We start from the raw sequence: 25,159 nt of genomic DNA, 5'->3' as shown, positions 1-25,159 counted from the left end.
TCAGACATCGGGGCCGCGCACCTAGAGTGGGGCTGTGATTGAGTTCATCATCGGCTCCAGCCTCGCGGCATCCGCCGGCCTTAACGCGTGGATGCCGCTGTTCTTGCTCGGGTTGGCCGACCGCTTCCTGCCTGCGGTGGAACTCCCCTCTGGCTGGTCCTGGATCTCCAGCGACATCTCCCTGTGGGTCCTGGGAGCTCTGCTGCTGCTCGAGATCATCGCCGACAAGATTCCCACGCTCGATTCGATCAACGATGTCATCCAGAGCGTGCTTCGTCCGGCGTCGGGTGGAATCGCATTCGGGGCGGGTTCCAGCTCCCAGACGGTGGCGGTGGATGACCCTTCGGCCTTCTTCTCCGACAACACCTGGGTGCCGATCGTCACTGGCATCGTCATCGCGCTCATCGTCCACGTCGTCAAGGCGACCGGACGCGTGGCGGCGAACGCGGTCACGGGTGGACTCGCCGCACCAGCGCTCAGCACCGCAGAGGACGGAGCGTCCTTCCTGCTCGCGGCCCTCGCCATCGTCGTACCGGTGCTCGCAGCACTGCTCCTCATCGCGCTGATCGTGGTGGCAGTCATGTTCTTTCGGCGCCGTCGGCGGAAGCGGGAACAGTCCGCCCCCAGCGCCCGGTCGCTGCCACCGAAGACACCGTAAAACTGCTCAGACGTCAGTGGCCACTCGGACATAGGGCGTGGTCGTCGAAACCTTCACCAGGCCTGCACGCTCGAGGATCGGACGCGAGAACTCGGTGGAGTCCGAGATCAGGTACTTCTTCCCTCTATCCAGCGCGGAACGCGCCCGCTTGGCGGTCAGTGCTCGATAGATGCCGCGTCCACGCCATTCCGGCACGGTCGCACCTCCCCAGAGCCCAGCGAAATCAGTGTCGGTCACGGGCTCCAGCCTCCCCGCGCTGACGACGCGGCCGTCGACCAGCGCGATCCACAGCTCGGTGTCGGCTCCGCCGGCGATGCTGGCCACGGTGGCCTCGGCGCGTTCCCTCCACGTTGGATCGCCGAAGATCTCGCCCTGCATCTGCTCCATCGAGAAAATCTCGGCGTCACTGCGGACCTGACGGATCTCGACACCGTCAGGCACCGTCACATCCTCGGTGAGCAGCGCGGCCTCACCGATCATGATCGACTCGGGCTCCTCCGGCACGAAATCACGCGCGACGAGCGCCTCGTACAGCCCGGGCGCGACATCGTGCGAGCGGGTCTTCCACTCGATTCTGGTGACATCCTCACGCGCGACAAAGTGCGCGATCGCCGCATCCACGTATTCGATGATTCGGCTCTCGTCCGCGCCGGCGAGATCTGCATATGTGACGAAGCCATAGCCACCGGGGAACACCGCGAACCACAGCGGCCCGTGGCGTCCGGTGTTTCCCGCACGCAACATCTCGGATCCTGTACGAAGCTGCCGGTCGTAGGCCTCAAGAAGCATGTGGTGCACGGCTCGATTCTATGGAGCCTCCGGGTGATCCGGGCGCAGCACCACGGTCGCGATAAGCGCGGCAAGCAGACCCATCGCGATCACCACCGCCAGGAACCATCCCCAGCCGGCGCGACCGAACACGAGGCCGAGCGCCCATCCGAACACGCTCGATCCTGCGTAATAGGCGAAGTAGTACAGCGACGGCGCCTGCGCACGACTCTCCGGATCGGCCAGAACAGGCGCCCAACTCGAGGCGATCGCGTGCGCGCCGAAAAAGCCCGCGGTGAAGATCACGAGCCCGGCCAGGACGATGAACGGCGCCGGAACGAGCATCAGTGCCGCACCTACGACGAAGAATCCGATCGCGCCGAGCAGCACGCTGCGCCGTCCGTGTCGCGCTGCCAGCACGCCTGCCAATGGCGACGAGACCGTGCCAGCCAGATACGCGAGGAACAGCAGCGTGACCAACCACACTGGCAACAGAAACGGTGGCGCGATGAGGTGGAAGCCGAGGTAGTTATACACCGCGACGAACGCCCCCATGAGCAGGAACCCCTGTGCGTACAACGCCAACAGACGCGGCGAACGCAGAGCACGGATGAGCCGTGTGATGATGCCGGGTCCGGCATCCGCTCGCAGGCGCCCCGGGATGAATCTTCGCGCGCGAGGAACCAGCCAGAGGAAAAGCACTGCGGAGGCGGTGCACAGCACGGTGACGCTCCACACACCGATCCGCCAATCGAACGCCTCTGCCAGTGGTCCCGCGATCAGGCGTCCCGACAGCCCGCCGACTGTGGTTCCTGCCGTGTAGCTGCCCGCGGCAGCAGCGACGTGCCGTGCGTGCACTTCTTCACTGAGGTAGGCGAGCGCCACCGCTGGCACTGCGCCGAGCGCCAGGCCTTCACCGAGACGCAGCGCCAGCAGGACCGTGATTTCGGTGCTCAGCGGTGCCGCGAGCCCGAAGAGGGTGGCTGCGATGATTCCAATCGCCATCGCCGGAATACGCCCGATGCGATCTGCGACGAGTGACCACGGGATGACAGCAACGGCGATTCCCAGCGTGGCCGCCGAAATCGTCAGCGCCGCCGTGGCCGCCGGCACGCCGAGATCAGAAGCTACCTGCGGCAGCACCGCCTGCAGCGAGTACAGCTGCGCGAACGTCGCGACTCCGGCGAAGAACAGTCCGGCGATGAGCCGCCGGTATGACCGAGATCCAGGAATGTGGCCGGCGAAGTCTGCTCCGCTCACTCCCCTGAAAGCTGCTTCCAGAGCGTGTCTGCCTGCTCGCGGGTGTGCTTCAGCGTGCCGGCCGTGTCGATCACGACATCCGCAATGGCGAGCCGTTTCTCATCGGGGACCTGTGCATCGATGCGTTCCTGCGCCGCCTGCGGTGTCATCGCCCGCAGTTCGATGAGCCTTTGCAATCGCACGTCAGCTGGCGCGTGCGCGACGACGATCAGATCCCATGGGTCATTCGCCCTGGCCTCGACGAGAAGCGGAACGTCGTAGACGACCACTGGTTGAGGGTCCTGGGCGAGCGCCTCGTTCATCCGCCGCTTCGACTCTGCCCGCACCGCCGGGTGCACGATTCCGTTCAGCTGGGCGAGCGCCTCAGGGTCTGAGAACACCCGCGCTCCGAGCGCCGCACGATCCAGCGAACCGTCTGGGAGCAGAATCTCGGCTCCGAAGGCATCCGCCATCTGCTGGAGTACAGGAGAGCCGGCCGCCTGTACATCTCGAACGATCTGATCGGCGTCGATCACCACCGCGCCGTGTTCGGCAAGTCGCGCGGCGATCGTGGACTTTCCGGAGGCGATTCCACCGGTCAGCGCAATGAGAGGCATGACGCCATCCTATGTTTCGAACGCCCCTGGACTCAGCGAGCCAGCAGCTGACGCTTTGAGCTGATCACTCCCGTGTCGAAGCCCGCCAAATGCAATCCGCCGTGGAATCGCGCGTGCTCGATCTTGATGCAGCGATCCATGACGACGGAAAGTCCGCCAGCCTCCGCAGACGCGGCGGCCTCTTCGTTCCAGGAGCCGAGCTGCAGCCACAGTGCCTTCGCTCCGACGTCGATCGCTTCCTGCGCAACACCGGGAAGGTCGTCGTGCTTGCGAAAGACATCCACGATGTCGGGAACGACCGGAAGGTCGGCGAGCGACGCATAGACCGGCTGACCGAGGATCTCCGTCTCGCGCGGGTTGACGAGGTACACGTCATAGGTAGAGCTGGAAAGCAGGTACGTGGTGACGAAGTACGACGCACGTGCGGGGTTGTTCGATGCCCCGACAATGGCTACGGACTTCGACCGGCGCAGCAGCGCGAACCGCTCCTGCTGGTTCGGTGCCTGCCAACTGCGGCCAGGAACGGGTGCTGTCGGCAGCGCGCAGGCTGCGGCATCAGCCACGGGAGGGGTGAATTCGCAGGCGTCGACGGAACTCATCGGGTCGCTCCCGTCGCTGTGGTGAGGGCCTGGTCAAGGTCCCAGATGATGTCATCCGAATCCTCCAGCCCGACCGAGATACGGATCAGGTCAGGAAGCACGCCTGCTGCGGCGAGCTGATCCTCGGTCAGTTGGCGGTGCGTCGTGGATGCGGGATGGATGACGAGCGTGCGAGCATCACCGATGTTCGCCAGGTGTGAGGCGAGCTGCAGGTTCTCAATCACCGTCTCACCGGCGCGGCGACCGTCTTCGGCCGCAACACCGAACGCGAAGACAGAGCCGGGGCCGAGCGGAAGATACTTCGCGGCACGATCACGGTGCGGGTGGTTGTCGAGACCGGCCCACGTGACGTAGGAGACGCGAGGATCCGAGTCGAGCCATTCCGCGACGATGCGTGCGTTCGCGAGGTGAGCATCGATGCGCTGCGGGAGCGTCTCGACGCCCTGGAGCAGGTTGAACGCCGACTGCGGGCTGAGTGCTGGGCCGATGTCGCGAAGCTGCTCGGATCGGAGCTTGGTGAGGAAGCCGTACTCACCGAAGTTGTCCCACCACTTGATGCCGCCGTACGACTCGACGGGCTCGGTCATCTGCGGGAACTTTCCGTTACCCCAGTCGAACGTACCCTTCTCGATGACAATTCCGCCGAGCGTCGTGCCGTGACCGCCGAGGAACTTCGTCACCGAGTGGATGACGATGTCGGCACCGTGCTCGAGCGGGCGGGAGAGGTACGGCGTCGCCAGCGTGGCATCCACCACGAGAGGCACTCCAGCCTCGTGCGCGACGGCGGCGAGCCCCTCGATGTCGGCGATCTCACCGGACGGGTTGCCGATCATCTCGACGTAGACGACCTTCGTCTCCGGGCGGATAGCTGCAGCGAAGTCAGCCGGGTCGCTGGAGGGTACAAAGGTCGTCTTGACGCCAAAACGTCGCAGCGTGACATCCAGCTGCGTGACCGTGCCACCGTAAAGCTGGGCAGAGGCGACCACATGGTCACCGGCACCGACGAGGGCAGCGAAGGTGATGAACTCCGCACTCATTCCCGAGGCTGTGGCGACAGCCCCGATTCCGCCTTCCAGGGACGCCAGTCGCTCTTCCAGCGCGGCGACAGTGGGGTTGCCGATGCGGGAGTAGATGTTGCCGTACTTCTGCAGGGCGAAGAGGTTTCCGGCATCCGCAGCGTCGTCGAACACGAACGAAGTGGTCTGGTAGATCGGCACGGCGCGCGCGCCGGTGGCGGCATCCGGTGTTCCACCCGCGTGGAGTGCGCGGGTGCGGAACCCGAAGCGATGTTCTTCCGTCATGACTTCCTTCATTCAGTCGCCGCGAGCGCGGCAGCGATGCCTTCCACTGCGTCAGGGTTTTGCAGCGATGTCGTGTCGCCCAGAGGTTTCGGCTCTCGGCCGGCGCGGCGATCCTGTTCAGCCTCCCACAGCTGCGCGAGCAGCCTGCGCATGATCTTGCCCGAGCGCGTCTTGGGCAGATCCGGCACGACGACAATGTGTTGGGGCTTCGCCACCGGTCCGATCGCGGTCGCCACCTGCACACGAAGATCGGATGCCATCAGCTCTGCCGTTCCCGACGGAGTGACGAACGCGACCACTGCCTGCCCTGTGACCGCATCGAAGACTCCGGCCGTGCCTGCCTCGCCCACGGTGTTGTGCGCGACGAGGGCAGATTCGATCTCGATCGTGGACAGGCGGTGACCAGAGACATTCACGACGTCATCCAGCCGTCCGAGAATCCAGATGTGCCCATCGGCATCCTTCGTCGCACCGTCGCCGGCAACGTAATACCCGCCGAACTCGCCGTGGCCGGCATACGCAGACCAGTATGAGTCGCGATAGCGCTGCGGGTTTCCCCACACCGTGCGGGCCATTCCTGGCCAGGGACGACGCACGACGAGCGTCCCCGAGCGGCCGGGGGCGACTTCATCGCCGTTTTCGTCGACCACTGTCGCGTCAATACCTGGCAGCGGAACGGTCGCTGATCCCGGCTTCAGGGTCGTGACGCCCGGAAGCGGAACGATCATCGCCGCACCAGTTTCTGACTGCCACCAGGTGTCGACAATCGGCAGCTCGTCCCGACCGAACGTGCGGCGGAACCACACCCACGCCTCAGGATTAATCGCTTCGCCGACCGTGCCGAGCAGACGGATGCTGGACAGGTCGTGACCCGCAGGAAGACTGTCGCCGAACCACGTCATGAACGTGCGGATGAGCGTGGGCGCGGTGTAGTAGACCGTCACTCCGTAGCGCTCGATGATCTCCAGGTGACGTTCGCGGTGAGGGCTGTCCGGCGTTCCCTCATAGATCACCTGCGTCAGGCCGTTCGATAACGGACCATAGATCTCATAGGTGTGCGCTGTCACCCAAGCCAGGTCAGCCGTGCACCAATGCACGTCGTCGGGCTTCGCATCGAAGTGTGCCCAGTGCGCCCAACTCGTGTGCGTGAGATAGCCACCCGAAGTGTGGACAAGGCCCTTCGGCTTCCCCGTCGTGCCGGAGGTGTAGATGATGAAGAGCGGATGCTCCGCATCGAAGGGCTGCGCCTCATGCTCGGTCGACGCAGTGTCGACGACGTCGTGCCACCAGACATCGCGCCCCTCGGTCCACGGCACGTCTTGGCCAGTGCGTCGCAGCACCAGCACATGTTCAAGTTCTGGAAGGTCGGCCGCAGCGATATCTGCGGTCGACTTGACCTCAGCCGCAGACCCCCGACGGAACTGGCCGTCGCTGGTGACGAGCAGCTTGGCGCCGGTGTCGGCGAGTCGGAAGCGCACAGCTTCAGCCGAGAATCCGCCGAAGACGAGCGAATGTACCGCGCCGATACGCGCACACGCGAGGGTGATCACGATCGTCTCGACGAGCACCGGGAGGTAAATTACGACACGGTCGCCCGGCCCGATACCGAGCGCGAGCAGGGCGTTCGCTGCCTGAGATACTCGGCGCTGCAGGTCTGCGTAGGTGACCGTGGTGCGATCCCCCGGCTCGCCTTCGAAGTGCAGCGCGACTTTGTCTCCGAGTCCGGCGGCGACGTGTCGATCGACACAGTTGTAGGCGACGTTAAGCGTGCCTCCGACGAACCATCGCGCCGCGGGGATCGCGTCGCCCGTCGGAGGCTCCCACTCGTGAGCGGTGTGCCATGGTTCAAACCAGTCCAGCCGGCGGGCCGCCTGCTCCCAGAACGCGATCGGATCAGCATCCGCCGTCGCGTAGATGTCAGCCTTCACATTCGCCTGCGCAGTGAACGCCGCAGGCGGCGGGTACACACGGGTCTCCTGCAGTCGTGCTTCGGTCATGCTCAGGCCCACTTCTTGAGCAGGTACTTCTCAACCAGCGCGAGAATTCCGTTGGTGACCGTGCCGAGCAATGCCAGCAACACAATCGACAGCAGGATGCGGTCAACACGGCCGCTGTTCTGCGAATCGGTCAGCAGGAAGCCCAAACCCATCGACGAGGCGATGAGTTCCGCGGCGACGAGGAACAGCCATGCCTGCGCGAGGGCGAGGCGTAGCCCTGAGACCACCGATGGCACGACTGCAGGAAGCTGAACGGTGCGAAACAGCGACCACCCGCGCAGACTGAACGAGCGACCGGCCTCGACGAGCTGCGGATCGACGTGACGCAGAGCCGAAGCGACGGTGGTGTACACCGGGAAGAACGCACCGATCGCGATCAGCGTGACCTTCGACTCCTCGCCGATCTGCAGCCAAAGAATGAGCAGCGGCACCCAGGCCAGCGACGGCACGGCGCGCACGGCGGCCAACGTCGGGCTGAGCAGGATGTCACCGAGCTTCGACAACCCGACGACTCCTGCCGCGGCGAGACCGATCACAGACCCGATTGCGAAGCCGAGCAGTACACGCTGCACCGAGATGGCGATGTGGGTCCAGAGTTGTCCGCGCTCGGCGAGCTCCACACCGGCAGCGAGTACCGATGCCGGCGTGGGAAGGCGATACGGCGGCACGAGACCTGTTGTCGTCACGAACTGCCAGGCTGCGAAGATGATGACCGGCAGCAGCAGGCCGGCAGCCACGCGCGCACCGGTGCGATCCCAGATGCTGCGGGTGCCGGCATCCGCTCGACGGCGCTCGCCCTTTGCGAAATCGAGCGCGTCGCGCGAATCTGCGGGTACGACCACTCGCTGGTCCGGGATGCTCACTCGCCGCCAACCGCCTTCTCGGCGAACGTGGCGTTCACGATCGTCTCAAGTGCCTTGTCGACGGACGCCTGACCGCCCTGGACATCGCCGGAGTCGACGAGCACGGGGGCAATCTTCTCCAGTACCTCAAGCTGTGCTTCGCCGGGGACTCCGTTGACGTCGAGGTTCGAGCGCTCCTCGATGACGGTCGTCGCGACCTCGATGTCGATGCTCGCGACCTCGGCGAGCAGCGCAGCGGTCTCTTCCGGGTTCTCCAGAGCCCACGCGCGCGCCTGCTCGTAGGCGTCGACGACAGCCTGGGCGAGGTCGGGGTGGTTGTTGATGAAGTCCTCTGTGGCGTTGAGGAAGCCATACGTGTTGAAGTCGACGTTGCGGTAGATGAGCTGGTCGCCCGACTCCACCTCGGCTGCGGCCATGATCGGGTCGAGTCCCGCCCATGCATCGACTGATCCGCCGTCAAGCGCCGCGCGACCGTCGGCGTGCTGCAGGTTCTGCACCTCGACGTCATCCAGCGTCAGACCGCCTTCTTCCAGCGCCTGGAGCAGGAAGAAGTAGGGGTCGGTGCCCTTGGTGGCAGCAATCGAGGTGCCTGCGAGGTCTTCGAGCGAGGTGATGCCGCTGTCGGGGCCGACGACGATCGCCGACCACTCCGGCTGCGAGTAAATGTCGATGACCTGAATGGGCGAGCCGTTCGCACGCGCGAGCAACGCCGCGGAGCCGGCCGTCGAGCCGACGTCGACCGAGCCGGAGCGCAGCAGCTCATTGGCCTTGTTTGATCCAGCAGACTGCACCCATTCGACATCGACATCGTCGCCGAGGATCTCTTCGAGAATGCCCTGGTCGCGGATGACGAGGCTGAGGGGGTTGTACGTGGCGAAGTCGACGGTGAGCGTGTCTGAGGACCACTCACTCGTGGATGTGGCGTCATCCGTGCTCGCGGCATCGGCATTCTCACCGGCGACGCAGCCGGTAGCGATGAGCATCATCGTTCCGGCGATGGCGATCGCAGGAACAATTCGGCGGGTGATGGTGCTCATCGGGTCTCCTCAGTGGAAATGCGGTGGTGGGTATCGACGCCGAGTCCTTCTAGAAGGTCGGCGCGAAGGTCCGCGAGGCCGCGATCGGCGCGGTCACGCGGGCGGATGCCGGGCACGGTGATCGTGCGCGCGATGGACGGCGCATCCGTGTCGGCTTCGTCGACGAGTGAGCGCAACAGCAGCACACGATCGGCGAGATAGAGGGCCTCTTCGACATCATGTGTGACGAGAAGGATGGTCGTGGGCTCTGCGGCGTGGATCTTCAGGAGAAGATCTTGCATGCGCAGGCGTGTCAGCGCGTCGAGTGCGCCGAACGGCTCGTCGAGCAGGAGCACACCGGGGTTGCGTGCAAGGGCACGCGCAAGCGACGCGCGCTGCGCCATTCCGCCCGATACCTGACGCGGATGCTGGTCGGCGGCGTGGTCGAGGCCCACGAGGTGGAGCAGTTCCCGTACGCGTTCCTGTCCCGCGCGGCGGCGGGTACCACGCGGAAGACCGAGCTCGACGTTCTGTGCGAGTGTGCGCCAAGGAAACAGCCGCGGCTCCTGGAAGGCGATCGCCGTGCGCTCGTCGGTGTCGGTGACACCCGCACCGTCGAGAAGGATGTTTCCGCGGCTGGGGACGTCGAGTCCTCCGACGAGGCGAAGGAGGGTCGATTTGCCGCAGCCGGACGGACCGATAACGGCGACGATCTCCCCCGCGGCAACGTCGACGTCGACGTCACGGAGTACCTCTCGTCGACCCTCGGGCATCGCGAAGCCGCGCTCGATGTTCTCGAGTCGAACGGCGTTCGCAGCGCCGGCTGCAACCGGTTCGGCGACTGCGCGCGGCATAGCGAGGGTGGAGAACATACCTCCATCGTCATGGACGCATCCCAATGTTACGAAAACGAACGTAATGTTTGGTCACGCAGGGAGGATCAGCACGTCCACCAACGCGGAACGGGCCGCCACCCGAAGGTGACGACCCGTTCCAGAAAAAGCGTGCTTAAGCGTTGCCGCCCGAGAGCTTCTCGCGCAGAGCCGCGAGAGCCTCGTCGTCGGCAAGCGTGCCGGCGCCGGAGTCACTCGTGAATGTCTGCGATGCAGCGAAGTCGTCGCCTGCAGCGGCCTCGGCCTCGGCTGCCTTGGCAACCGCAACCTTGTGAGCTTCCCAACGAGTCTGGGCTGCAGCGTACTCCTGCTCCCACTTCTCGCGAGCCTCGTCGAAGCCGTCCTTCCAGGCACCGGACTCGGCGTCGAAGCCCTCCGGGTACTTGTACTCGCCGTTCTCGTCGTACTCGGCGAGCATGCCGTACAGAGCCGGGTCGAACTCGGTGCTGGTGAGGTCGACCGACTCGTTGGCCTGCTTGAGAGACAGCGAGATGCGGCGACGCTCGAGGTCGATGTCGATGACCTTGACGAAGACCTCTTCGCTGACAGAGACAACCTGCTCAGCCAGCTCGACGTGCTTGCTGGAGAGCTCGGAGATGTGAACGAGACCCTCGATGCCGTCTGCGACGCGAACGAATGCACCGAACGGAACGAGCTTGGTGACCTTACCCGCAGCGATCTGACCGATCGCGTGAGTGCGGGCGAAGACCTGCCACGGGTCTTCCTGCGTTGCCTTCAGCGACAGGGAGACGCGCTCACGGTCGAGGTCGACCTCAAGGATCTCGACGGTGACCTCCTGGCCAACCTCGACAACCTCAGAAGCGTGCTCGATGTGCTTCCAGGACAGCTCAGAGACGTGCACGAGGCCGTCAACGCCACCCAGATCAACGAACGCACCGAAGTTGACGATCGACGAGACGACACCCTTGCGAACCTGACCCTTGTGCAGGTTGTTGAGGAACGTCGTACGAGACTCGGACTGCGTCTGCTCGAGCAGCGCGCGGCGGCTCAGAACGACGTTGTTGCGGTTCTTGTCCAGCTCGAGGATCTTGGCCTCGATCTCCTGGCCCAGGTAAGGGGTCAGGTCGCGGACACGACGCAGCTCGATGAGCGATGCCGGCAGGAAGCCACGGAGACCGATGTCAACGATGAGGCCACCCTTGACGACCTCGATGACGGTTCCGGTGACAACACCGTCGTCTTCCTTGATCTTCTCGACGTCGCCCCAAGCGCGCTCGTACTGCGCACGCTTCTTGGACAGGATCAGACGGCCTTCCTTGTCCTCCTTCTGGAGAACAAGAGCCTCGACCTCGTCGCCGACCTTGACAACCTCATTGGGGTCAACATCGTGCTTGATGGAAAGTTCGCGGGAGGGGATGACACCCTCAGTCTTGTACCCGACGTCGAGCAGAACCTCATCGCGGTCGATCTTGACGATCGTTCCTTCGATGATGTCGCCGTCGTTGAAGAACTTCAGAGTCTTCTCGACCGCGGCCAGGAAGTCCTCAGCAGATCCGATGTCATTGATGGCGACCTGCTTGGTGGCCGGGGCGGTCGTTGCGGTAGTCATTTAGTAGGTTGTCCTTGTGGGTGAAAACTCGGGCTTCCCGGCGCTCACGCATGCGTGAATCATCGCCGGAGAGCAGATGGATTTGGTTTGTTCGACACTGGGCGCGCATGTCCACGCCACAAGTGACACTTCAGAATATCAGAGAAATACCCACGATGATGTTGTGGATAACTTCGGCGGGATTCCGCGAGTTCGCGTTACCGTATGCGGGTGACTTTTCTGCGATCAAGGGCGAACCGGATTCGGATGCTGGCACTGCTGGCGCTGACCGCAGGAACTCTGTGCGCCTGCGCGCCTGAACCCGCTCCGAGTCCGACATCGACTGCCGCATTCGCGACAGAGGAAGAGGCATTCGCCGCCGCGGAAGAGGTGTATCGGGCCTACATCGCCACTTTCAACAGCGTCGATCTGCAGGACCCAGCGACCTTCGAACAGCTCTCTGCTTTCACTACCGGTGAATACCTGAGTAGCGAGAAGGAATCACTCAGCGAAATGCATGCGAAGGGTCAGATTCGCGGCGGCGAGATCATCATTGTCGCCTTTGAAGGCACCGAATACTCCAGTAATGGCGTCGTTCTGGCCACGACGTGCAATGACGTGAGTAAAACAACGTTTACTGATCGCGACGGAGTCAACCTGGTGCCTGAGGATCGCCCAGAACGCTCCTCGCTGGTTCTTACATTCGGGCTGACGGACTCGTCACTCCGTCTCGAAAAGGCCACATCTACCTCAGCTACAACATGCTGAGCGCCGGAGTCTTGGCAATCGGCCTGGCCGCCCTATACCTCGCTCCCGCTAGCGAATTTGAGGCCCGATGCACGGCAATCGACCAGGCCACGACCGGCTGTACAGACGGCGAAGACGTCGTGATCGGCGGCACCGAAGAGGTCCCCGGATCACCGGGATCACCGGGATCACCGGGCCATTCTGACCGTCCGCCAATCAGGCCGATCGGCAACGACGGCCAGGACGCCGATCCCCTGCCCAAGCCGATCATTGTCGACTTGGTCGAGTGTCTGGAGGATTGGAACTCCTACATCCGCTGTTTCGAAGGCGCAGAGACGGAGCCCGACGAAGAACAGGAGGACGTCGTCGAGATCCCCGCCGTCACTATCAGCGACGTCGCCCGATTCGCCCCGTCGGGATCTCCGATAGCCGGCGAGCCCGACAACGTCGGAGTCGTCGGACTGCCGACAAACTTCGTGGCAACGGCGTCCGAGCACACGGTCGGCGGCGAGTTGTTCGGCTTCCCTGTCACCGTGCGCTTCACTCCATCCGGCTATGACTTCGACTACGGTGACGGCGGCACCGCTAGCACCGCGGCGGGCGGTCAGAGCTGGGATGAGCTCGGTCAGGCGCAGTTCACCCCCACAGACACGAGCCATACCTACGCTGATCGAGGCACGTTCTCCGCTCACGTGAACACTCGATATACGGCGGCGGTCGACTTCGGCATCGGCTGGTTTCCCATCGCCGGCGAGGTGACGGCGACCGGTGCCGCGCAGGAGGTCCGTATCTTCGAGGCGCACACTGCGCTGGTCGCCCACACTTGCCAACAGAACCCGACCTCACCCGGCTGCTGATCACGGCGCGTCGGAGGCCTGTGCAATGCTGAACTCATGAGCGACAAGCTGATGCTGCTGGATACCGCATCCCTCTATTTCCGAGCGTTCTACGGCGTGCCAGACAAGGTGAAGGCCCCCGATGGCTCGTCGGTGAACGCCGTACGAGGTCTGCTCGACATCGTCGCGAAGCTCGTCAAGCTTTATGAGCCGACACACATCGTCGCCTGCTGGGACGACGACTGGCGCCCGCAGTGGCGCGTCGATCTCATCCCGAGCTATAAAGCACATCGGGTCGTCGAAGTCGTCGCCGCCGGGCCCGACATCGAAGAGGTCCCTGACCCGCTCGAGGCACAGCTTCCGCTCATTCGCGAGTCCCTGACTGCGCTCGGCATCCCGATCATCGGCGTCGCCGAGCACGAGGCAGACGACGTCATCGGCACTCTGGCGACCCGCGCCACCATGCCCGTCGACATCGTCACTGGCGATCGCGACCTCTTCCAACTCATCGACGACGCCCGCGGCATCCGAGTCGTCTACACGGCACGCGGTATGAGCAATCTCGAAGTCGTCACTGATGAAACAGTCGTGAAGAAATATGGCGTGCTCCCCTCGCAGTACGCCGACTTCGCCACGATGCGCGGCGATGCCTCCGATGGACTCCCCGGGGTTGCCGGTGTCGGCGAGAAGACCGCGGCCACCCTGCTGCAGACCCACGGCGATCTCACCCAGATCCGGGCCGCCGCGGCTGCGGGTGAGGGCATGAGCGCTGGCGTGGGAGCGAAGATCCTCGCGGCGTCCGCCTACCTCGATGTCGCCCCGACCGTTGTTGAGGTCGCCAGGGCACTCGACATCACACCTCCGACCGAGCCTGTCCGCGCACTCGATCCGGCCGAGTCCGACGTCGCCGTCGACCTCGCCGAGCGGTGGAATCTCGGCTCATCGATGGATCGAGCCATCGCGGCGCTCGCACGATAGCGAAGCTACTCGGCCCGGCGGAAGGCGACGAACATCGCGGCGGTCAATCCGCCCATGCCCGAAGCCGCTCCAGGCCCCATGTCGTCACGATGCGTTCAGCCGGCACCCCGGCCTTCTCCGCGCGCTCCGCACCATAGTCCAGCAGCGAGAGATGCCCCGGCGCGTGTGCGTCCGAGTCCAGCGAGAACAGGCATCCGGCATCCAGCGCCAGCGGGATCAACTCATCAGGTGGATCCTGACGTTCGGGACGGGAGTTAATCTCCACGGCGACGCCGTGCTCGGCACATGCGTCGAAGACCGCACGTGCATCGAACTGTGATGCGGGCCGCGTTCCCCGCTCTCCCTGCACGAGCCGCCCGGTGCAGTGGCCGAGCACATTCACATGTGGATTCGAGACAGCGGCGATCATGCGCGCCGTCATTGGGCGCGACTCCATACGAAGGTGGGAATGCACGGACGCCACGACGATATCGAGCGCACTCAACAGCGCAGATTCCTGATCGAGCGCGCCATCATCGAGAATGTCGACCTCAATGCCCGCCAGCATCGTGAACGCATCCGTAGACTCGGCGCGCACCAGAGGGATCTGTTCGCGCAGCCGCTCCGCAGACAATCCTCTGGCGACTGTGAGCCTCGGCGAATGGTCGGTGATCGCGAGATAATCGTGCCCGAGGGCTCGGGCAGCCTCTGCCATGGTGCGGATGGAAGTCGTACCGTCTGACCATTCGGTGTGCGAGTGCAAATCTCCGCGCAGCTTCCTGCGCAGCTCAGAAACACGCTCCGGTTCCACCTTGCCGCGCAATTCGATCAGGTATTCAGGCACGTCCCCGGCCTGAGCCTGTCGGATAACAGCAAACGTGGACTCTCCGATGCCCTTCGCTGCGCGCAGGCGCGTTGGGTCATTTCTCACCGCATCCGGCAGCCCCTTCAGTGTGGCCGCAGCCTGACGAAACGCCTTGGCTCGATAGCGCGATGCGCGCTCACGCTCGAGCAGCGTCGCGATCTCAAGAAGAGCGTCAACGGGATCCATGATGTCTCAGGCTGAGGCGAGCTCGCGGGTGGTTTCCACCCACGCTTCCAGCTTCGCCGCCGCGCTGCCATCGTCAACCGCCGCTTCAGCTCTAGCGAAGCCGTCGCGCAGACGCTCAAGGATAGGTCGCTGCACCTGCGCCGCATCCTGCGACAACTCAAACGCGACGATGCCCGCAGCTGCGTTCAGCAGCACGATGTCGCGCACCGGACCTTTCTTTCCTGCCAGGGTGTCCCGCAGGACACCGGCGTTGTGCTCTGGTGAGCCTCCGATGAGATCGGCAATCTGCGCGGTGGGGATGCTGAGGTCGCGCGGATCGAGATCGTGCTCGTGAATGTCACCACGAGTGACCTCCCAGATGCGGCTGTGACCGGTGGTGGTCAGCTCGTCGAGGCCGTCGTCCCCACGGAAGACGAGCGCCGTAGCACCACGAGTGCGGAACACACCCGTGATCAACGGCACTCGTTCCAGCTGAGCGACACCAACGGCGTTCGCCTCCGCACGCGCCGGGTTGCACAGTGGACCCAGCATGTTGAATACCGTCGGAACGCCGAGCTCAGCACGCGCAGGGCCTGCGTGCTTGAAACCGGGGTGGAACGCCGCAGCCCACGCGAACGTGATGCCGGTGCGGTCCAGAACCGTCGCGACGTCCGCTGGAGACAGCGACAGCTGAAGCCCCAGCGCGCCGAGCACGTCCGATGAGCCCGAAGCAGAACTCGCCGCGCGGTTGCCATGTTTCACAACCGGAATGCCCGTCGCGCCGATGATGACCGCCGCGGTTGTGGAAACGTTCACCGTGCCGAAGCGATCGCCACCGGTGCCGACGATGTCCAGAACGTTGGGTGAGACCGGAAGCGGGACCGCCGCTTCGAGAATGGCGTCGCGGAAGCCGACGATCTCGTCGACCGTCTCACCCTTGGCACGAAGTGCGATGAGGAATCCGGCCAGTTTGGCGTCAGACACGTCACCCTGCATCACCTGGCGCATGGCCCAGGTCGACTCCCAGACGCTGAGGTCGCGTCGTTCCAGGAGAGTGGTGAGCACATCGGGCCAGGTCAGGGAATCAGCCATGTGAGTGATCCTATCTGCGTGAATAAAATCCTTGCGCACCCGCCCCGCGGCAGTGCATCCTTGTTTTTCGTTGAATTCACCGAGTATTCGCAGGTGGTTCTTAGGTTCCCCTAAGTCGGTGAACAGCGAAACGGGTGGCACGGATGCAAGAATCACGCTCGCGTATCGGCCATAATGGAAGAGTGACCACCTCAGCGACCTATGCCCCGGCGGCAAGAACCATCAAGCGCCCGAACTCGGTAGCTGTCGGCACCATTGTGTGGCTCGGCAGCGAGGTGATGTTCTTCGCGGGTTTGTTCGCGATTTACTTCACCCTCCGAAGCACCTCTCCCGAGCTGTGGGCTGACCGCACCGAACTGCTGAACGTTCCGTTCGCCGCGGTCAACACCGCGATCCTGGTGCTGTCCTCCTTCACATGCCAGATGGGCGTGTTCGCTGCAGAGGACCTCCAGTCCTACCGCATCAAGAAGGGCCAGGTGAACGGCGCAGGCCGTCGCCGCCTGTTCGGTTGGGGAATGACCGAGTGGTTCTGGCTCACCTTCGTGCTCGGCGCGATCTTCGTCTCCGGTCAGGTCTGGGAGTACGCAACGCTGGTCACCGAAGGCATGCCGATCCAGGCTGACGCCTACGCCTCGGCCTTCTACCTGACCACTGGCTTCCACGCCATCCACGTCACCGGCGGACTCATCGCGTTCCTACTCATCATGGGCCGCGCGTTCGCAGTGAAGAACTTCACGCACAAGGAAGCGACTTCCTCGATCGTTGTGTCCTACTACTGGCACTTCGTTGACGTCGTCTGGATCGTGCTGTTCTTCGTCATCTACTTCCTGAAATAAGAGCGGAGCTGACCTGCGAAATGGCACGAGAGAAGAAGCGTCGCTCAACTGGACGTCGTAACCCCCTGGCCGCTGCGGCGCTGATTGGAGCTGGTCTCCTCATCACCGGCGGAATCTACGCTGGAGCATCCGCGGCAATCGCCTCCACAGACACGCAGCCCACGGCGAGCACACAGCTCACCGTCGAGGACGGCAAGAAGCTGTTCCAGGCCAACTGTGCAACCTGCCACGGGCTTGACCTGCAGGGAACTGACAACGGTCCGAGCCTCTACGGCGTCGGCGAACTTTCCGTCGAGTTCCAGCTCGCCACTGGCCGCATGCCCCTGCAGATGCAGGGCCCGCAGGCGCCACAGAAGCCGGCACAGTTCACGCAGCCACAGATCGAAGCCATGGCTTCCTTCGTGCAGAGCGAAGCACCTGGCCCCACCTACCCGTCGGACGAGATCCTCGATGGTGGCGGCGATGTAGCGCACGGCGCTGAGCTCTTCCGCGTCAACTGCGCGATGTGCCACAACGTATCCGCCGCTGGTGGCGCGCTCACCGAGGGCAAGTACGCCCCCGGACTCGCCAACACGAGCGCCCTGCACATCTACGCAGCCATGGTCACCGGCCCGCAGAACATGCCTGTGTTCGGTGACATGAACCTGTCTGACGAAGACAAGCGCGACATCATCTCCGCGCTGCTCTTCCAGCAGGACGCGGTGTCGATCGGCGGCTTCACGCTCGGAAACTTGGGTCCCGTATCTGAGGGCCTGTTCGTCTGGATCTTCGGCATCGGCGGCCTAGTCGCGATCACCGTGTGGATCACGGCGAAGTCCAACTAACGCTTAATCATCGAGAAGGAACGTACGAGGAGCACCATGGCACACGACGACTCGCAGGCTCTTGACAGGGCCTACCGGCCCTCTCCGGGGCTGGGTGTCGCAGTCAGCGATCCCGTGCAGAACCCGGGCCTGCCGGCTCACCGCGAGCGGATGACCGACAAGGATCCCAAGGCTGAGAAGCGCGCGGACCGCACGGTTTACACCCTGTTCTATCTGTCGCTCGCTGGCAGCATCTGGGCAGTCGCTGCATACATGCTGTTCCCGATCGAAGATGGCTCCCTGGCTTCGATCCGGTACAACAACCTCTTCATCGGTCTGGGAATCGCTCTCGCACTCCTCTGCATCGGTATCGGCGCCATTCACTGGTCGAAGGCGTTGATGTCCGACAAGGAACACATCGAGATGCGCCACCCCACGCGTGGCACTGACGCGACACGCGAGGCTGCCATCCAGGCGTTCGCAGCGGCAAACGAGGAATCCGGGTTCGGTCGACGCACGATGATTCGCAACTCGCTGATCGCAGCGGTCGTTGCATCGATCATTCCTGGTGTCACACTTTTCCGCGGTCTTGCGCCGCACAGCACACCGGAAGATCCCACTGCAGGCGACCCCGTCGTACTGCTGAAGCAGACGATGTGGGAGAAGGGGCAGCGCCTGGTGCGCGACCCAGACGGCACTCCCATCCGCGCAGCGGATGTCACGTTGGGCTCCGCTTTCCATGTGATTCCGGAAGATCTCGCCTCACTGTCGCACCACGACGGCTACCTCGAAGAGAAGGCCAAGGCGATCGTGCTGATGATGCGCCTGCGCCCTGAGCAGCTCATCGAGGCCGAGGACCGCAAGGACTGGTCGTACGACGGCATCGTCGCGTACTCCAAGGTCTGCACGCACGTCGGCTGCCCTGTCGCTCTGTACGAGCAGCAGACACACCACCTGCTTTGCCCCTGCCACCAGTCGCAGTTCGACGTGACCGACCACGCAAAGGTCATCTTCGGCCCGGCGGCCCGCCCGCTGCCGCAGCTGCCGATCGACGTCGACGATGAGGGCTACCTCATCGCACGCAGCGACTTCACCGAACCTGTCGGCCCGAGCTTCTGGGAGCGCCATTGAGTACCGCAACGCTGTCCAAAGAGGACAAGGACACCAACGCCCCTCTGGGAGGCCGATTCATCGGCGCAGCGTCGAACTACATCGATGAGCGCACCAGCATCTCCGGCTTCGTCAAGGAGCTGGGTCGCAAGATCTTCCCCGACCACTGGTCGTTCATGCTCGGCGAGATTGCTCTGTGGAGCTTCGTCGTGGTGTTCATCTCCGGCTCCTTTCTGACGTTCTTCTTCGACGCGTCGATGGTTCCGACCCACTACACGGGTGCGTATGCACCTATGCGTGGCATTGAGATGTCTGCCGCCCTCGAGTCGACACTGCACATCTCCTTCGATTTGCGCGGTGGCCTCCTGGTCCGCCAGATCCATCACTGGGCGGCACTCGTCTTTGTGGCTGGTATCGGCATCCACATGCTCCGCGTATTCTTCACCGGTGCATTCCGTAAGCCCCGCGAGCTCAACTGGGTGATCGGCTTCGTACTGTTCGTCCTGGCGCTGGCCGAGGGTTTCACTGGCTACTCGCTCCCCGATGACCTGCTCTCCGGCAACGGCCTGCGCATCATCGACGGCATGGTCAAGGGCATCCCGCTGATCGGTACGTGGACCTCGTTCATCCTCTTCGGTGGTGAGTTCCCCGGCGACGACATCGTCGGCCGCCTGTATTCGTTGCACATTCTGTTGCTCCCGCTATTGGTCATCGCACTGATCGTGGTGCACCTGATGCTCATGATCATCAACAAGCACACGCAGTTCGCTGGCCCCGGCCGCACGAACGACAACGTCGTGGGCTACCCGATGATGCCGATCTACATGTCCAAGATGGGCGGCTACCTGTTCATCGTCTTCGGCACCATCGTGCTGATCGCGACGTTCTTCCAGATCAACCCGGTCTGGGCATACGGCCCGTACGACCCGTCCCCCGTGTCTGCCGGAACCCAGCCTGACTGGTATATCGGCTTCGCGGATGGCGCGCTGCGTCTTGCCCCGCCGCACCTGGACATCGTCTTCCTGGAGCGCACGCTTTCGCTCGGCATCCTCATTCCGGTCGCCGTGCTCGGTCTTTTCATCGTTCTCGTCGCGATCTACCCCTTCATCGAGGCGTGGGTCACCGGAGACAAGCGTGAGCACCACCTCGCCCAGCGCCCGCGCAACGCCGTGACGCGCACTGCGATCGGCGCTGCGGGAGTCATCTTCTACGCAGTCCTGTGGGCCGCGGCATCCTCCGACCTCATCGCGACGCACTTCATGCTCACGATGGAAGGCGTCATCCACACGCTGCAGGCACTGCTGTTCCTTGGCCCGATCCTCGGCTACTTCATCACCAAGCGCATCTGTCTCGCGCTGCAGAAGAAGGACCGTGAGATCGTGCTGCACGGCTACGAGTCCGGTCGGATCGTCCGCCTCCCCGGTGGCGAGTTCATCGAGGTGCACCAGCCGGTCGACAAGTACGACCGCTGGAAGCTCATGGACATCGACAACTACGAGCCTCTCGTCGTTCGTCCGAACGCCAAGGGACGCATCTCGTGGACCGAGAATGTGCGCTCGTCGGTCTCTCGCTGGTTCTACGAGGATCGTCTGGCCCCGCTCACGCAGACCGAGGTGGATGCCGCAGACGCACACCAGCACCACGTGACATCTCACACGGCTGACATTGAGGCTGAGGAGATCCAGGGCGCTCACGAGCGTGCTGGCGCCCCTGACGCCGCGCTGACACCTCCTGCGGAGACGCACGTGGGCGAGACGCCCAACACTCCGAGCACAGTGATTGCCACTGATCCGGTCAAGAAGTCCAAGAAGAAGGCGGAGGAGGGCGAGTAACACTCCCCTCCCCTACTCAAGGGCCTCGTCCATTTGGACGGGGCCCTTCTTCGTATAGCTTTATCCACGGAGAATGGCGGGAATCCTGCGCTGAGCGACAGGAGCGAGCCTTCCTCCGCACGAATGACGGGCAATAGGCTGAAGCCATGATCGATCGCGCTGACTTCTTCGCCGCCAAACTCGCCTACGAGACAGACGCCAGCGACCTCTATGCCCGCCAGAAGGCCGGAGAGGATGTCGTGGTCATCGATGTCCGTTCAGACGAGGCGTGGGCTCAGGGACGCGTTCCTGGCGCTGTGCACATGCACTACAGCGAGATCGCTTCACGTGCAGCGCAGGAGATCCCGGCTGGCACCGACGTCGTCGTCTACTGCTGGAGTCCCGGATGCAACGCCGGGGCCAAGGGAGCGCTTGAGTTCGCGAAGCTCGGCTATCCGGTCCGTGAGATGATCGGCGGCTTCGAGTACTGGGTACGCGAGGGTTATCCAGTGGAGGATCACGACGGCATCCATCGGCGCCCAGTCGACCCACTCACGGGCGTTCCGCGCATCCGCACTCGTTCCTGAAGGGCGGGGCGCGCCCAACCACGGTAGCGCCCCGCGCCCCGGCGAGGGTCGCAGATTGCCGCATTCGCGCGCACGGGGCGACCAACTGCGACACCTCCCGGCCCCGCCCGCCGCCGCGTCCCCTCGGCGAGGGTCGCAGATTGCCGCATCCGCGCGCACGAGGCGACCAACTGCGACACCTCCCGGCCCCGCGTGACCACTCCGCACACGAAAAAGGCCCCTGGACTCATCCAGGGGCCTTCTTCGTAGACTGCTCAGAACTTAGCGAGCGAAGTGTCCGCGGTAGTACTCGTACACCCAGCCGACGATGGCGACCGCGAAGATCGCTACACCGATCGGCAGCAGGAAGTGACCGACGGCCATGCCGACGAGGAACACTGCTGCGGATGAGGCGAGAATGATCGGCCACCATGACCAGGGGCTGTACTCACCAAGCTCAGGATCGCCGTCGTCGATATCGGCGGTGAGGATGTCTTCCGGCAGCTCTCCACCCTGCGCCTTGTGCGTACGCTGCAGGTAAACGGCGACCATCGCGCCCATGAAGGCAGCGAACAGCAGTGCTACCGAACCGACCCACTCCACCTTGGCGGCACCGACGAGTTCGGGATACGCAACGATGTGCCAGATGGTGTACGTCGCGGCGACGACGAGGAAGAAGACGGTGAGGACCCACCAGAGAACAACATTTGAACGCATGGCTTACTTGGCCTCTCCGCTCGCACCGGCAAGTACAGGCACGGGTGCCTCAACCGGGTGCTCTGCAGCCTCAGGGTGGTTCAGATCGAACGCAGGACGCTCACTACGGATGCGCGGGATCGACGTGAAGTTGTGGCGCGGCGGCGGGCAGCTAGTCGCCCACTCGAGCGATCCACCGTAGCCCCACGGGTCGTTGACCATGACCTTGGGCGCCTTGCGCGCGGTGATCCAGACGTTCAGGAAGAACGGCAGCATCGAGGCACCAAGGATAATCGCACCGATGGTCGACACCTGGTTGCCCCAGGTCCAGCCGTCAGCTTCCGAGTAGTCCGCGTAGCGACGCACCATTCCGTCGACGCCCAACCAGTGCTGGATGAGGAACGTCATGTGGAAGCCGATGAACAGCATCCAGAAGTGCACGTAACCGAGACGCTCGTTGAGCATGCGTCCGGTCCACTTTGGCCACCAGAAGTAGAAACCGGCGAACATGGCGAACACGACGGTGCCGAAGACCACGTAGTGGAAGTGAGCGACGACGAAGTACGAGTCGCTGAGGTGGAAGTCCAGCGGCGGAGCCGCGAGGATGACACCGGTCAGACCACCGAAGACGAACGACACCAGGAAGCCGAGGGCGAAAACCATCGGCGTCTCGAAGGTCACGGACCCTCGCCAGAGCGTGCCGATCCAGTTGAAGATCTTCACACCCGTCGGCACCGCAATGAGCATGGTCATCAGCGCGAAGAACGGCAGCAGCACGCCGCCGGTCACGTACATGTGGTGCGCCCACACGGCAACCGAGAGCGCCGCGATCGCGATCGTTGCATAAATCAGCGTCTTGTAGCCGAAGATCGGCTTGCGGCTGAACACCGGGAAGATCTCCGACACGATGCCGAAGAACGGCAACGCGATGATGTACACCTCAGGGTGACCGAAGAACCAGAACAGGTGCTGCCAGAGAAGCACGCCACCATTGGCCGGATCATAGATGTGTGCACCGAGGATGCGGTCGGCAGCTGCTGCGAAGATCGCGGCCGCAAGAACCGGGAATGCCATCAGGATCAGCAGGCTGGTGACGAGAACGTTCCAGGAGAAGATCGGCATGCGCCACATCGTCATGCCAGGAGCGCGCATGGTGATGACTGTGGTGATGAAGTTCACCGCACCGAGGATCGTGCCGAAACCGGACATGCCGAGGCCGACCATCCACAGGTTTCCACCCACGCCCGGCGAGAACGTCGCGTTCGCGAGCGGTTGGTAAGCGAACCATCCGAAGGAGGCTGCACCCTGCGGCGTGAGGAATCCGGCGACGGCGATGATCGAGCCGAAGAGGAACAGCCAGAATGCGAAGGCGTTCAGACGCGGGAACGCCACGTCAGGAGCGCCGAGCTGCAGCGGCAGGATCGCGTTTGCGAAGCCGGCGAACAGTGGCGTCGCGAACATGAGCAGCATGATCGTGCCGTGCATCGTGAACAGCTGGTTGTACTGCTCCTTCGTGGGGACGATCTGCATCCCAGGAGCGAACAGCTCGGCACGGATGATGAGAGCCATCACACCGCCGAGGAGGAAGAACAGCACAGATGCGATCAGGTACATGTACCCGATCGTCTTGTGGTCAGTGGACGTGATCCACTTGACGACGATGTTGCCCTTCTGCTCGGTACGCGAGGAGCTCAGCAGAGCTGCCTGACGTGCCGGTGTGGCGGTAGGACGCGCTCCGGTTGCGGAATTGGTCGACATGAGGCTTATTCTCCCTGTTCCTCGGAGTCCGTCTCGGACGTGGATGCGCCAGTGCCCGGGAAGTTGTTGAGACGGTCGTAAGCGTCTGTGATATCGCCCGTGTTGCCCTCGTCGCGAAGCGAGTCGAGATACGCGTCGTATTCGTCTTGCTCTACGACCTTCACGTTAAAGAGCATCATCGAGTGGTACTCGCCGCAGAGCTCAGCGCACTTGCCGGCATACTCGCCGACACGCGTCGGGATGAAGGACCAGGAGTTGTCCTTCCCGATGTACATGTCCTTCTTGTAGAGGAAGTCAATGATCCAGAACGAGTGGATTACATCACGCGACTGCAGGCTGATGTGCACCTTCTGATCGACGGGGAGCACCAGCGTCGGCAGCTCTGCGACGTCGACGTCGCCGTTCGCGTCAGCCTGAGCCTGAACGCCCATGGTCCACACTGCGTCAGACAGATCGTCGTCTTCGCCGGCGTACATGAAGTCAAACGCCCACTGCTTGCCGATCGCGGTGATCTCGACATCCGGGTCGTCCCACTGCGTCTCGATCGACGCCTGGTCGCGGGCTGTGAAGAAGAACATGCCCATGACGAGGATCAACGGGATGATCGTGTAGAAGATCTCGATCGGCATGTTGTAGCGCATCTGCACCGGCAGACCGGTCTGGCCCTTGCGGCGACGGTACGCGACTGCGGCCCACCCCATCAGCGCCCACGTGATCATGCCGACAATGAGGAGAACAATCCAGGAGTTCACCCAGAGTCCCGCAACACGGTCGGTCTGGTTCGTGGCGGCAGTGCCGTCTTCCACGAAGCCCGGGAGGAATCCGTGTAGTTCGGTGGGAGAACATCCCGCCAGAACCACGGCTGCCGCAACTCCTACTGGAATTGCGGCCCAACGAAGGCGGCGTTTCGAGGGCACGATTCACCTTTCAATATCGCGGACAGGGCTTAGCCAAGTCTAGGGCAAGCTCACACCTGATTCATGCCAACCACGCAGGCTTGGCACGGCTGACACTCAGTGGAAGCTGTCTCCACAGGCGCAGCTACCGCCAGCATTCGGGTTGTCGATCGTGAACCCCTGCTCGGAAATCGTGTCCTTGAAATCAATCGATGCGCCATCGAGGTAAGGCACGCTCATGTTGTCGACGATGACCTCGACGCCATCGAAATCAACGGTCTCGTCGCCATCGAGGTAGCGCTCGTCGAAGTAGAGCTGGTAGATGAGGCCAGAGCATCCGCCCGGCTGAACTGCGACGCGCAGACGCAGATCCTCACGTCCCTCCTGCTCGAGAAGGTTCTTCACCTTGGTCGCCGCAGCATCAGTCAGTTTGATGCCGTGGGCCGTTGAGGTCTCCGTGGTCAGTGTGGTGTCGCTCATGTCGCTCCTTATGACAGGCCGCACGCACGCGGCTGGTTGCT

At 63.4% G+C, this 25,159-nt stretch carries 25 protein-coding genes; 9 read left to right on the top strand and 16 right to left on the bottom strand.

All coding sequences use genetic code 11. The features are described 5' to 3' along the window. The first annotated feature begins 34 nt into the window (after window positions 1-34). On the top strand, window positions 35-658 hold the full coding sequence (locus AC1C2O_RS00730) for a DUF4126 domain-containing protein (protein WP_495428515.1): 624 nt from the start codon (window positions 35-37) through the stop codon (window positions 656-658). 6 nt (window positions 659-664) lie between these two features. Here the strand turns inward: AC1C2O_RS00730 and AC1C2O_RS00725 are convergent, their stop codons facing one another. The 10 genes from AC1C2O_RS00725 to rpsA form a co-directional block, all read right to left on the bottom strand. Beyond that, window positions 665-1,447: a GNAT family N-acetyltransferase gene (locus AC1C2O_RS00725; RefSeq protein WP_495431635.1), complete on the bottom strand. Its 783-nt coding sequence runs from the start codon at window positions 1,445-1,447 to the stop codon at window positions 665-667. An 18-nt stretch (window positions 1,448-1,465) separates the two neighbouring features. Next, window positions 1,466-2,686: an MFS transporter gene (locus AC1C2O_RS00720; protein WP_495428514.1), complete on the bottom strand. Its 1,221-nt coding sequence runs from the start codon at window positions 2,684-2,686 to the stop codon at window positions 1,466-1,468. Continuing rightward, a complete protein-coding gene (coaE, locus tag AC1C2O_RS00715; RefSeq protein WP_495428513.1) occupies window positions 2,683-3,282 on the bottom strand; it encodes a dephospho-CoA kinase in 600 nt (199 codons plus the stop codon). Before coaE ends, AC1C2O_RS00720 begins: the two co-directional genes overlap by 4 nt. A 32-nt stretch (window positions 3,283-3,314) precedes the next feature. Next, window positions 3,315-3,881, bottom strand: a complete 567-nt coding sequence (locus AC1C2O_RS00710; protein WP_495428512.1) for a CoA-binding protein — start codon at window positions 3,879-3,881, stop codon at window positions 3,315-3,317. Next, complete coding sequence (locus AC1C2O_RS00705) at window positions 3,878-5,182, bottom strand: O-acetylhomoserine aminocarboxypropyltransferase/cysteine synthase family protein (protein WP_495428511.1); 1,305 nt, start codon at window positions 5,180-5,182, stop codon at window positions 3,878-3,880. Before AC1C2O_RS00705 ends, AC1C2O_RS00710 begins: the two co-directional genes overlap by 4 nt. A gap of 8 nt (window positions 5,183-5,190) precedes the next feature. Then, window positions 5,191-7,179, bottom strand: coding sequence for an acetate--CoA ligase (gene acs / locus AC1C2O_RS00700; protein WP_495428510.1), 1,989 nt, complete (start codon window positions 7,177-7,179; stop codon window positions 5,191-5,193). Between the two features lie 2 nt (window positions 7,180-7,181). Then, window positions 7,182-8,042: an ABC transporter permease gene (locus AC1C2O_RS00695; protein WP_495428509.1), complete on the bottom strand. Its 861-nt coding sequence runs from the start codon at window positions 8,040-8,042 to the stop codon at window positions 7,182-7,184. After that, on the bottom strand, window positions 8,039-9,079 hold the full coding sequence (locus tag AC1C2O_RS00690) for an aliphatic sulfonate ABC transporter substrate-binding protein (RefSeq protein WP_495428508.1): 1,041 nt from the start codon (window positions 9,077-9,079) through the stop codon (window positions 8,039-8,041). Before AC1C2O_RS00690 ends, AC1C2O_RS00695 begins: the two co-directional genes overlap by 4 nt. Further along, window positions 9,076-9,930 carry an ABC transporter ATP-binding protein gene (locus AC1C2O_RS00685; protein ID WP_495428507.1) on the bottom strand — a complete coding sequence of 285 codons (855 nt, stop codon included), beginning with the start codon at window positions 9,928-9,930 and terminating at the stop codon, window positions 9,076-9,078. Before AC1C2O_RS00685 ends, AC1C2O_RS00690 begins: the two co-directional genes overlap by 4 nt. 136 nt (window positions 9,931-10,066) lie before the next feature. Then, a complete protein-coding gene (gene rpsA / locus AC1C2O_RS00680; RefSeq protein ID WP_495428506.1) occupies window positions 10,067-11,521 on the bottom strand; it encodes a 30S ribosomal protein S1 in 1,455 nt (484 codons plus the stop codon). A gap of 210 nt (window positions 11,522-11,731) precedes the next feature. On the opposite strand from rpsA, the gene AC1C2O_RS00675 reads away from it, so the two are divergent. From AC1C2O_RS00675 to AC1C2O_RS00665, 3 genes are read left to right on the top strand one after another with little or no spacing between them, the layout of a single operon-like run. Further along, on the top strand, window positions 11,732-12,268 hold the full coding sequence (locus AC1C2O_RS00675; protein WP_495428505.1) for a hypothetical protein: 537 nt from the start codon (window positions 11,732-11,734) through the stop codon (window positions 12,266-12,268). Between the two features lie 11 nt (window positions 12,269-12,279). Further along, on the top strand, window positions 12,280-13,104 hold the full coding sequence (locus AC1C2O_RS00670; protein ID WP_495428504.1) for a hypothetical protein: 825 nt from the start codon (window positions 12,280-12,282) through the stop codon (window positions 13,102-13,104). A 36-nt stretch (window positions 13,105-13,140) separates the two neighbouring features. Next, window positions 13,141-14,061 carry a 5'-3' exonuclease gene (locus tag AC1C2O_RS00665; RefSeq protein ID WP_495428503.1) on the top strand — a complete coding sequence of 307 codons (921 nt, stop codon included), beginning with the start codon at window positions 13,141-13,143 and terminating at the stop codon, window positions 14,059-14,061. Window positions 14,062-14,104: 43 nt separating this feature from the next. On the opposite strand, the gene AC1C2O_RS00660 is transcribed toward AC1C2O_RS00665, so the two are convergent. After that, window positions 14,105-15,091: a PHP domain-containing protein gene (locus AC1C2O_RS00660; protein ID WP_495428502.1), complete on the bottom strand. Its 987-nt coding sequence runs from the start codon at window positions 15,089-15,091 to the stop codon at window positions 14,105-14,107. A gap of 6 nt (window positions 15,092-15,097) precedes the next feature. Next, the gene (gene trpD / locus AC1C2O_RS00655) at window positions 15,098-16,162 is read right to left on the bottom strand and encodes an anthranilate phosphoribosyltransferase (RefSeq protein WP_495428501.1); all 1,065 of its coding nucleotides are present in this window, start codon (window positions 16,160-16,162) and stop codon (window positions 15,098-15,100) included. Window positions 16,163-16,305: 143 nt separating this feature from the next. Here trpD and ctaE point away from each other — a divergent pair, with 143 nt between their 5' ends. The 5 genes from ctaE to AC1C2O_RS00630 all read left to right on the top strand — a co-directional run bounded on the left by ctaE (window position 16,306) and on the right by AC1C2O_RS00630 (window position 21,309). Further along, window positions 16,306-16,998 (top strand): aa3-type cytochrome oxidase subunit III, encoded by a 693-nt coding sequence (gene ctaE, locus AC1C2O_RS00650; RefSeq protein WP_495428500.1) that lies wholly within the window; start codon window positions 16,306-16,308, stop codon window positions 16,996-16,998. 20 nt (window positions 16,999-17,018) lie between these two features. After that, window positions 17,019-17,822: a cytochrome bc1 complex diheme cytochrome c subunit gene (gene qcrC / locus AC1C2O_RS00645; protein WP_495428499.1), complete on the top strand. Its 804-nt coding sequence runs from the start codon at window positions 17,019-17,021 to the stop codon at window positions 17,820-17,822. Between the two features lie 36 nt (window positions 17,823-17,858). Next, on the top strand, window positions 17,859-18,932 hold the full coding sequence (gene qcrA, locus AC1C2O_RS00640) for a cytochrome bc1 complex Rieske iron-sulfur subunit (protein ID WP_495428498.1): 1,074 nt from the start codon (window positions 17,859-17,861) through the stop codon (window positions 18,930-18,932). Continuing rightward, window positions 18,929-20,743, top strand: coding sequence for a cytochrome bc1 complex cytochrome b subunit (gene qcrB / locus AC1C2O_RS00635; protein ID WP_495428497.1), 1,815 nt, complete (start codon window positions 18,929-18,931; stop codon window positions 20,741-20,743). Before qcrA ends, qcrB begins: the two co-directional genes overlap by 4 nt. Before the next feature lie 146 nt (window positions 20,744-20,889). Next, window positions 20,890-21,309, top strand: coding sequence for a rhodanese-like domain-containing protein (locus AC1C2O_RS00630; RefSeq protein WP_495428496.1), 420 nt, complete (start codon window positions 20,890-20,892; stop codon window positions 21,307-21,309). Window positions 21,310-21,570: 261 nt separating this feature from the next. Here the strand turns inward: AC1C2O_RS00630 and AC1C2O_RS00625 are convergent, their stop codons facing one another. The 4 genes from AC1C2O_RS00625 to erpA all read right to left on the bottom strand — a co-directional run bounded on the left by AC1C2O_RS00625 (window position 21,571) and on the right by erpA (window position 25,118). Next, the gene (locus tag AC1C2O_RS00625) at window positions 21,571-22,005 is read right to left on the bottom strand and encodes a cytochrome c oxidase subunit 4 (protein WP_495428495.1); all 435 of its coding nucleotides are present in this window, start codon (window positions 22,003-22,005) and stop codon (window positions 21,571-21,573) included. Window positions 22,006-22,008: 3 nt separating this feature from the next. Further along, a complete protein-coding gene (ctaD, locus tag AC1C2O_RS00620; RefSeq protein ID WP_495428494.1) occupies window positions 22,009-23,742 on the bottom strand; it encodes an aa3-type cytochrome oxidase subunit I in 1,734 nt (577 codons plus the stop codon). 5 nt (window positions 23,743-23,747) lie between these two features. Continuing rightward, window positions 23,748-24,659 carry an aa3-type cytochrome oxidase subunit II gene (gene ctaC, locus AC1C2O_RS00615; RefSeq protein ID WP_495428493.1) on the bottom strand — a complete coding sequence of 304 codons (912 nt, stop codon included), beginning with the start codon at window positions 24,657-24,659 and terminating at the stop codon, window positions 23,748-23,750. A 96-nt stretch (window positions 24,660-24,755) separates the two neighbouring features. Next, on the bottom strand, window positions 24,756-25,118 hold the full coding sequence (gene erpA / locus AC1C2O_RS00610) for an iron-sulfur cluster insertion protein ErpA (RefSeq protein WP_495428492.1): 363 nt from the start codon (window positions 25,116-25,118) through the stop codon (window positions 24,756-24,758). Window positions 25,119-25,159 lie beyond the last annotated feature (41 nt).

The organism is Microbacterium sp. Y355 (genome assembly GCF_059445345.1).
The sequence above is the reverse complement of the archived record's forward strand: the minus strand, read 5'-3'. Positions and strand labels throughout refer to the sequence as shown.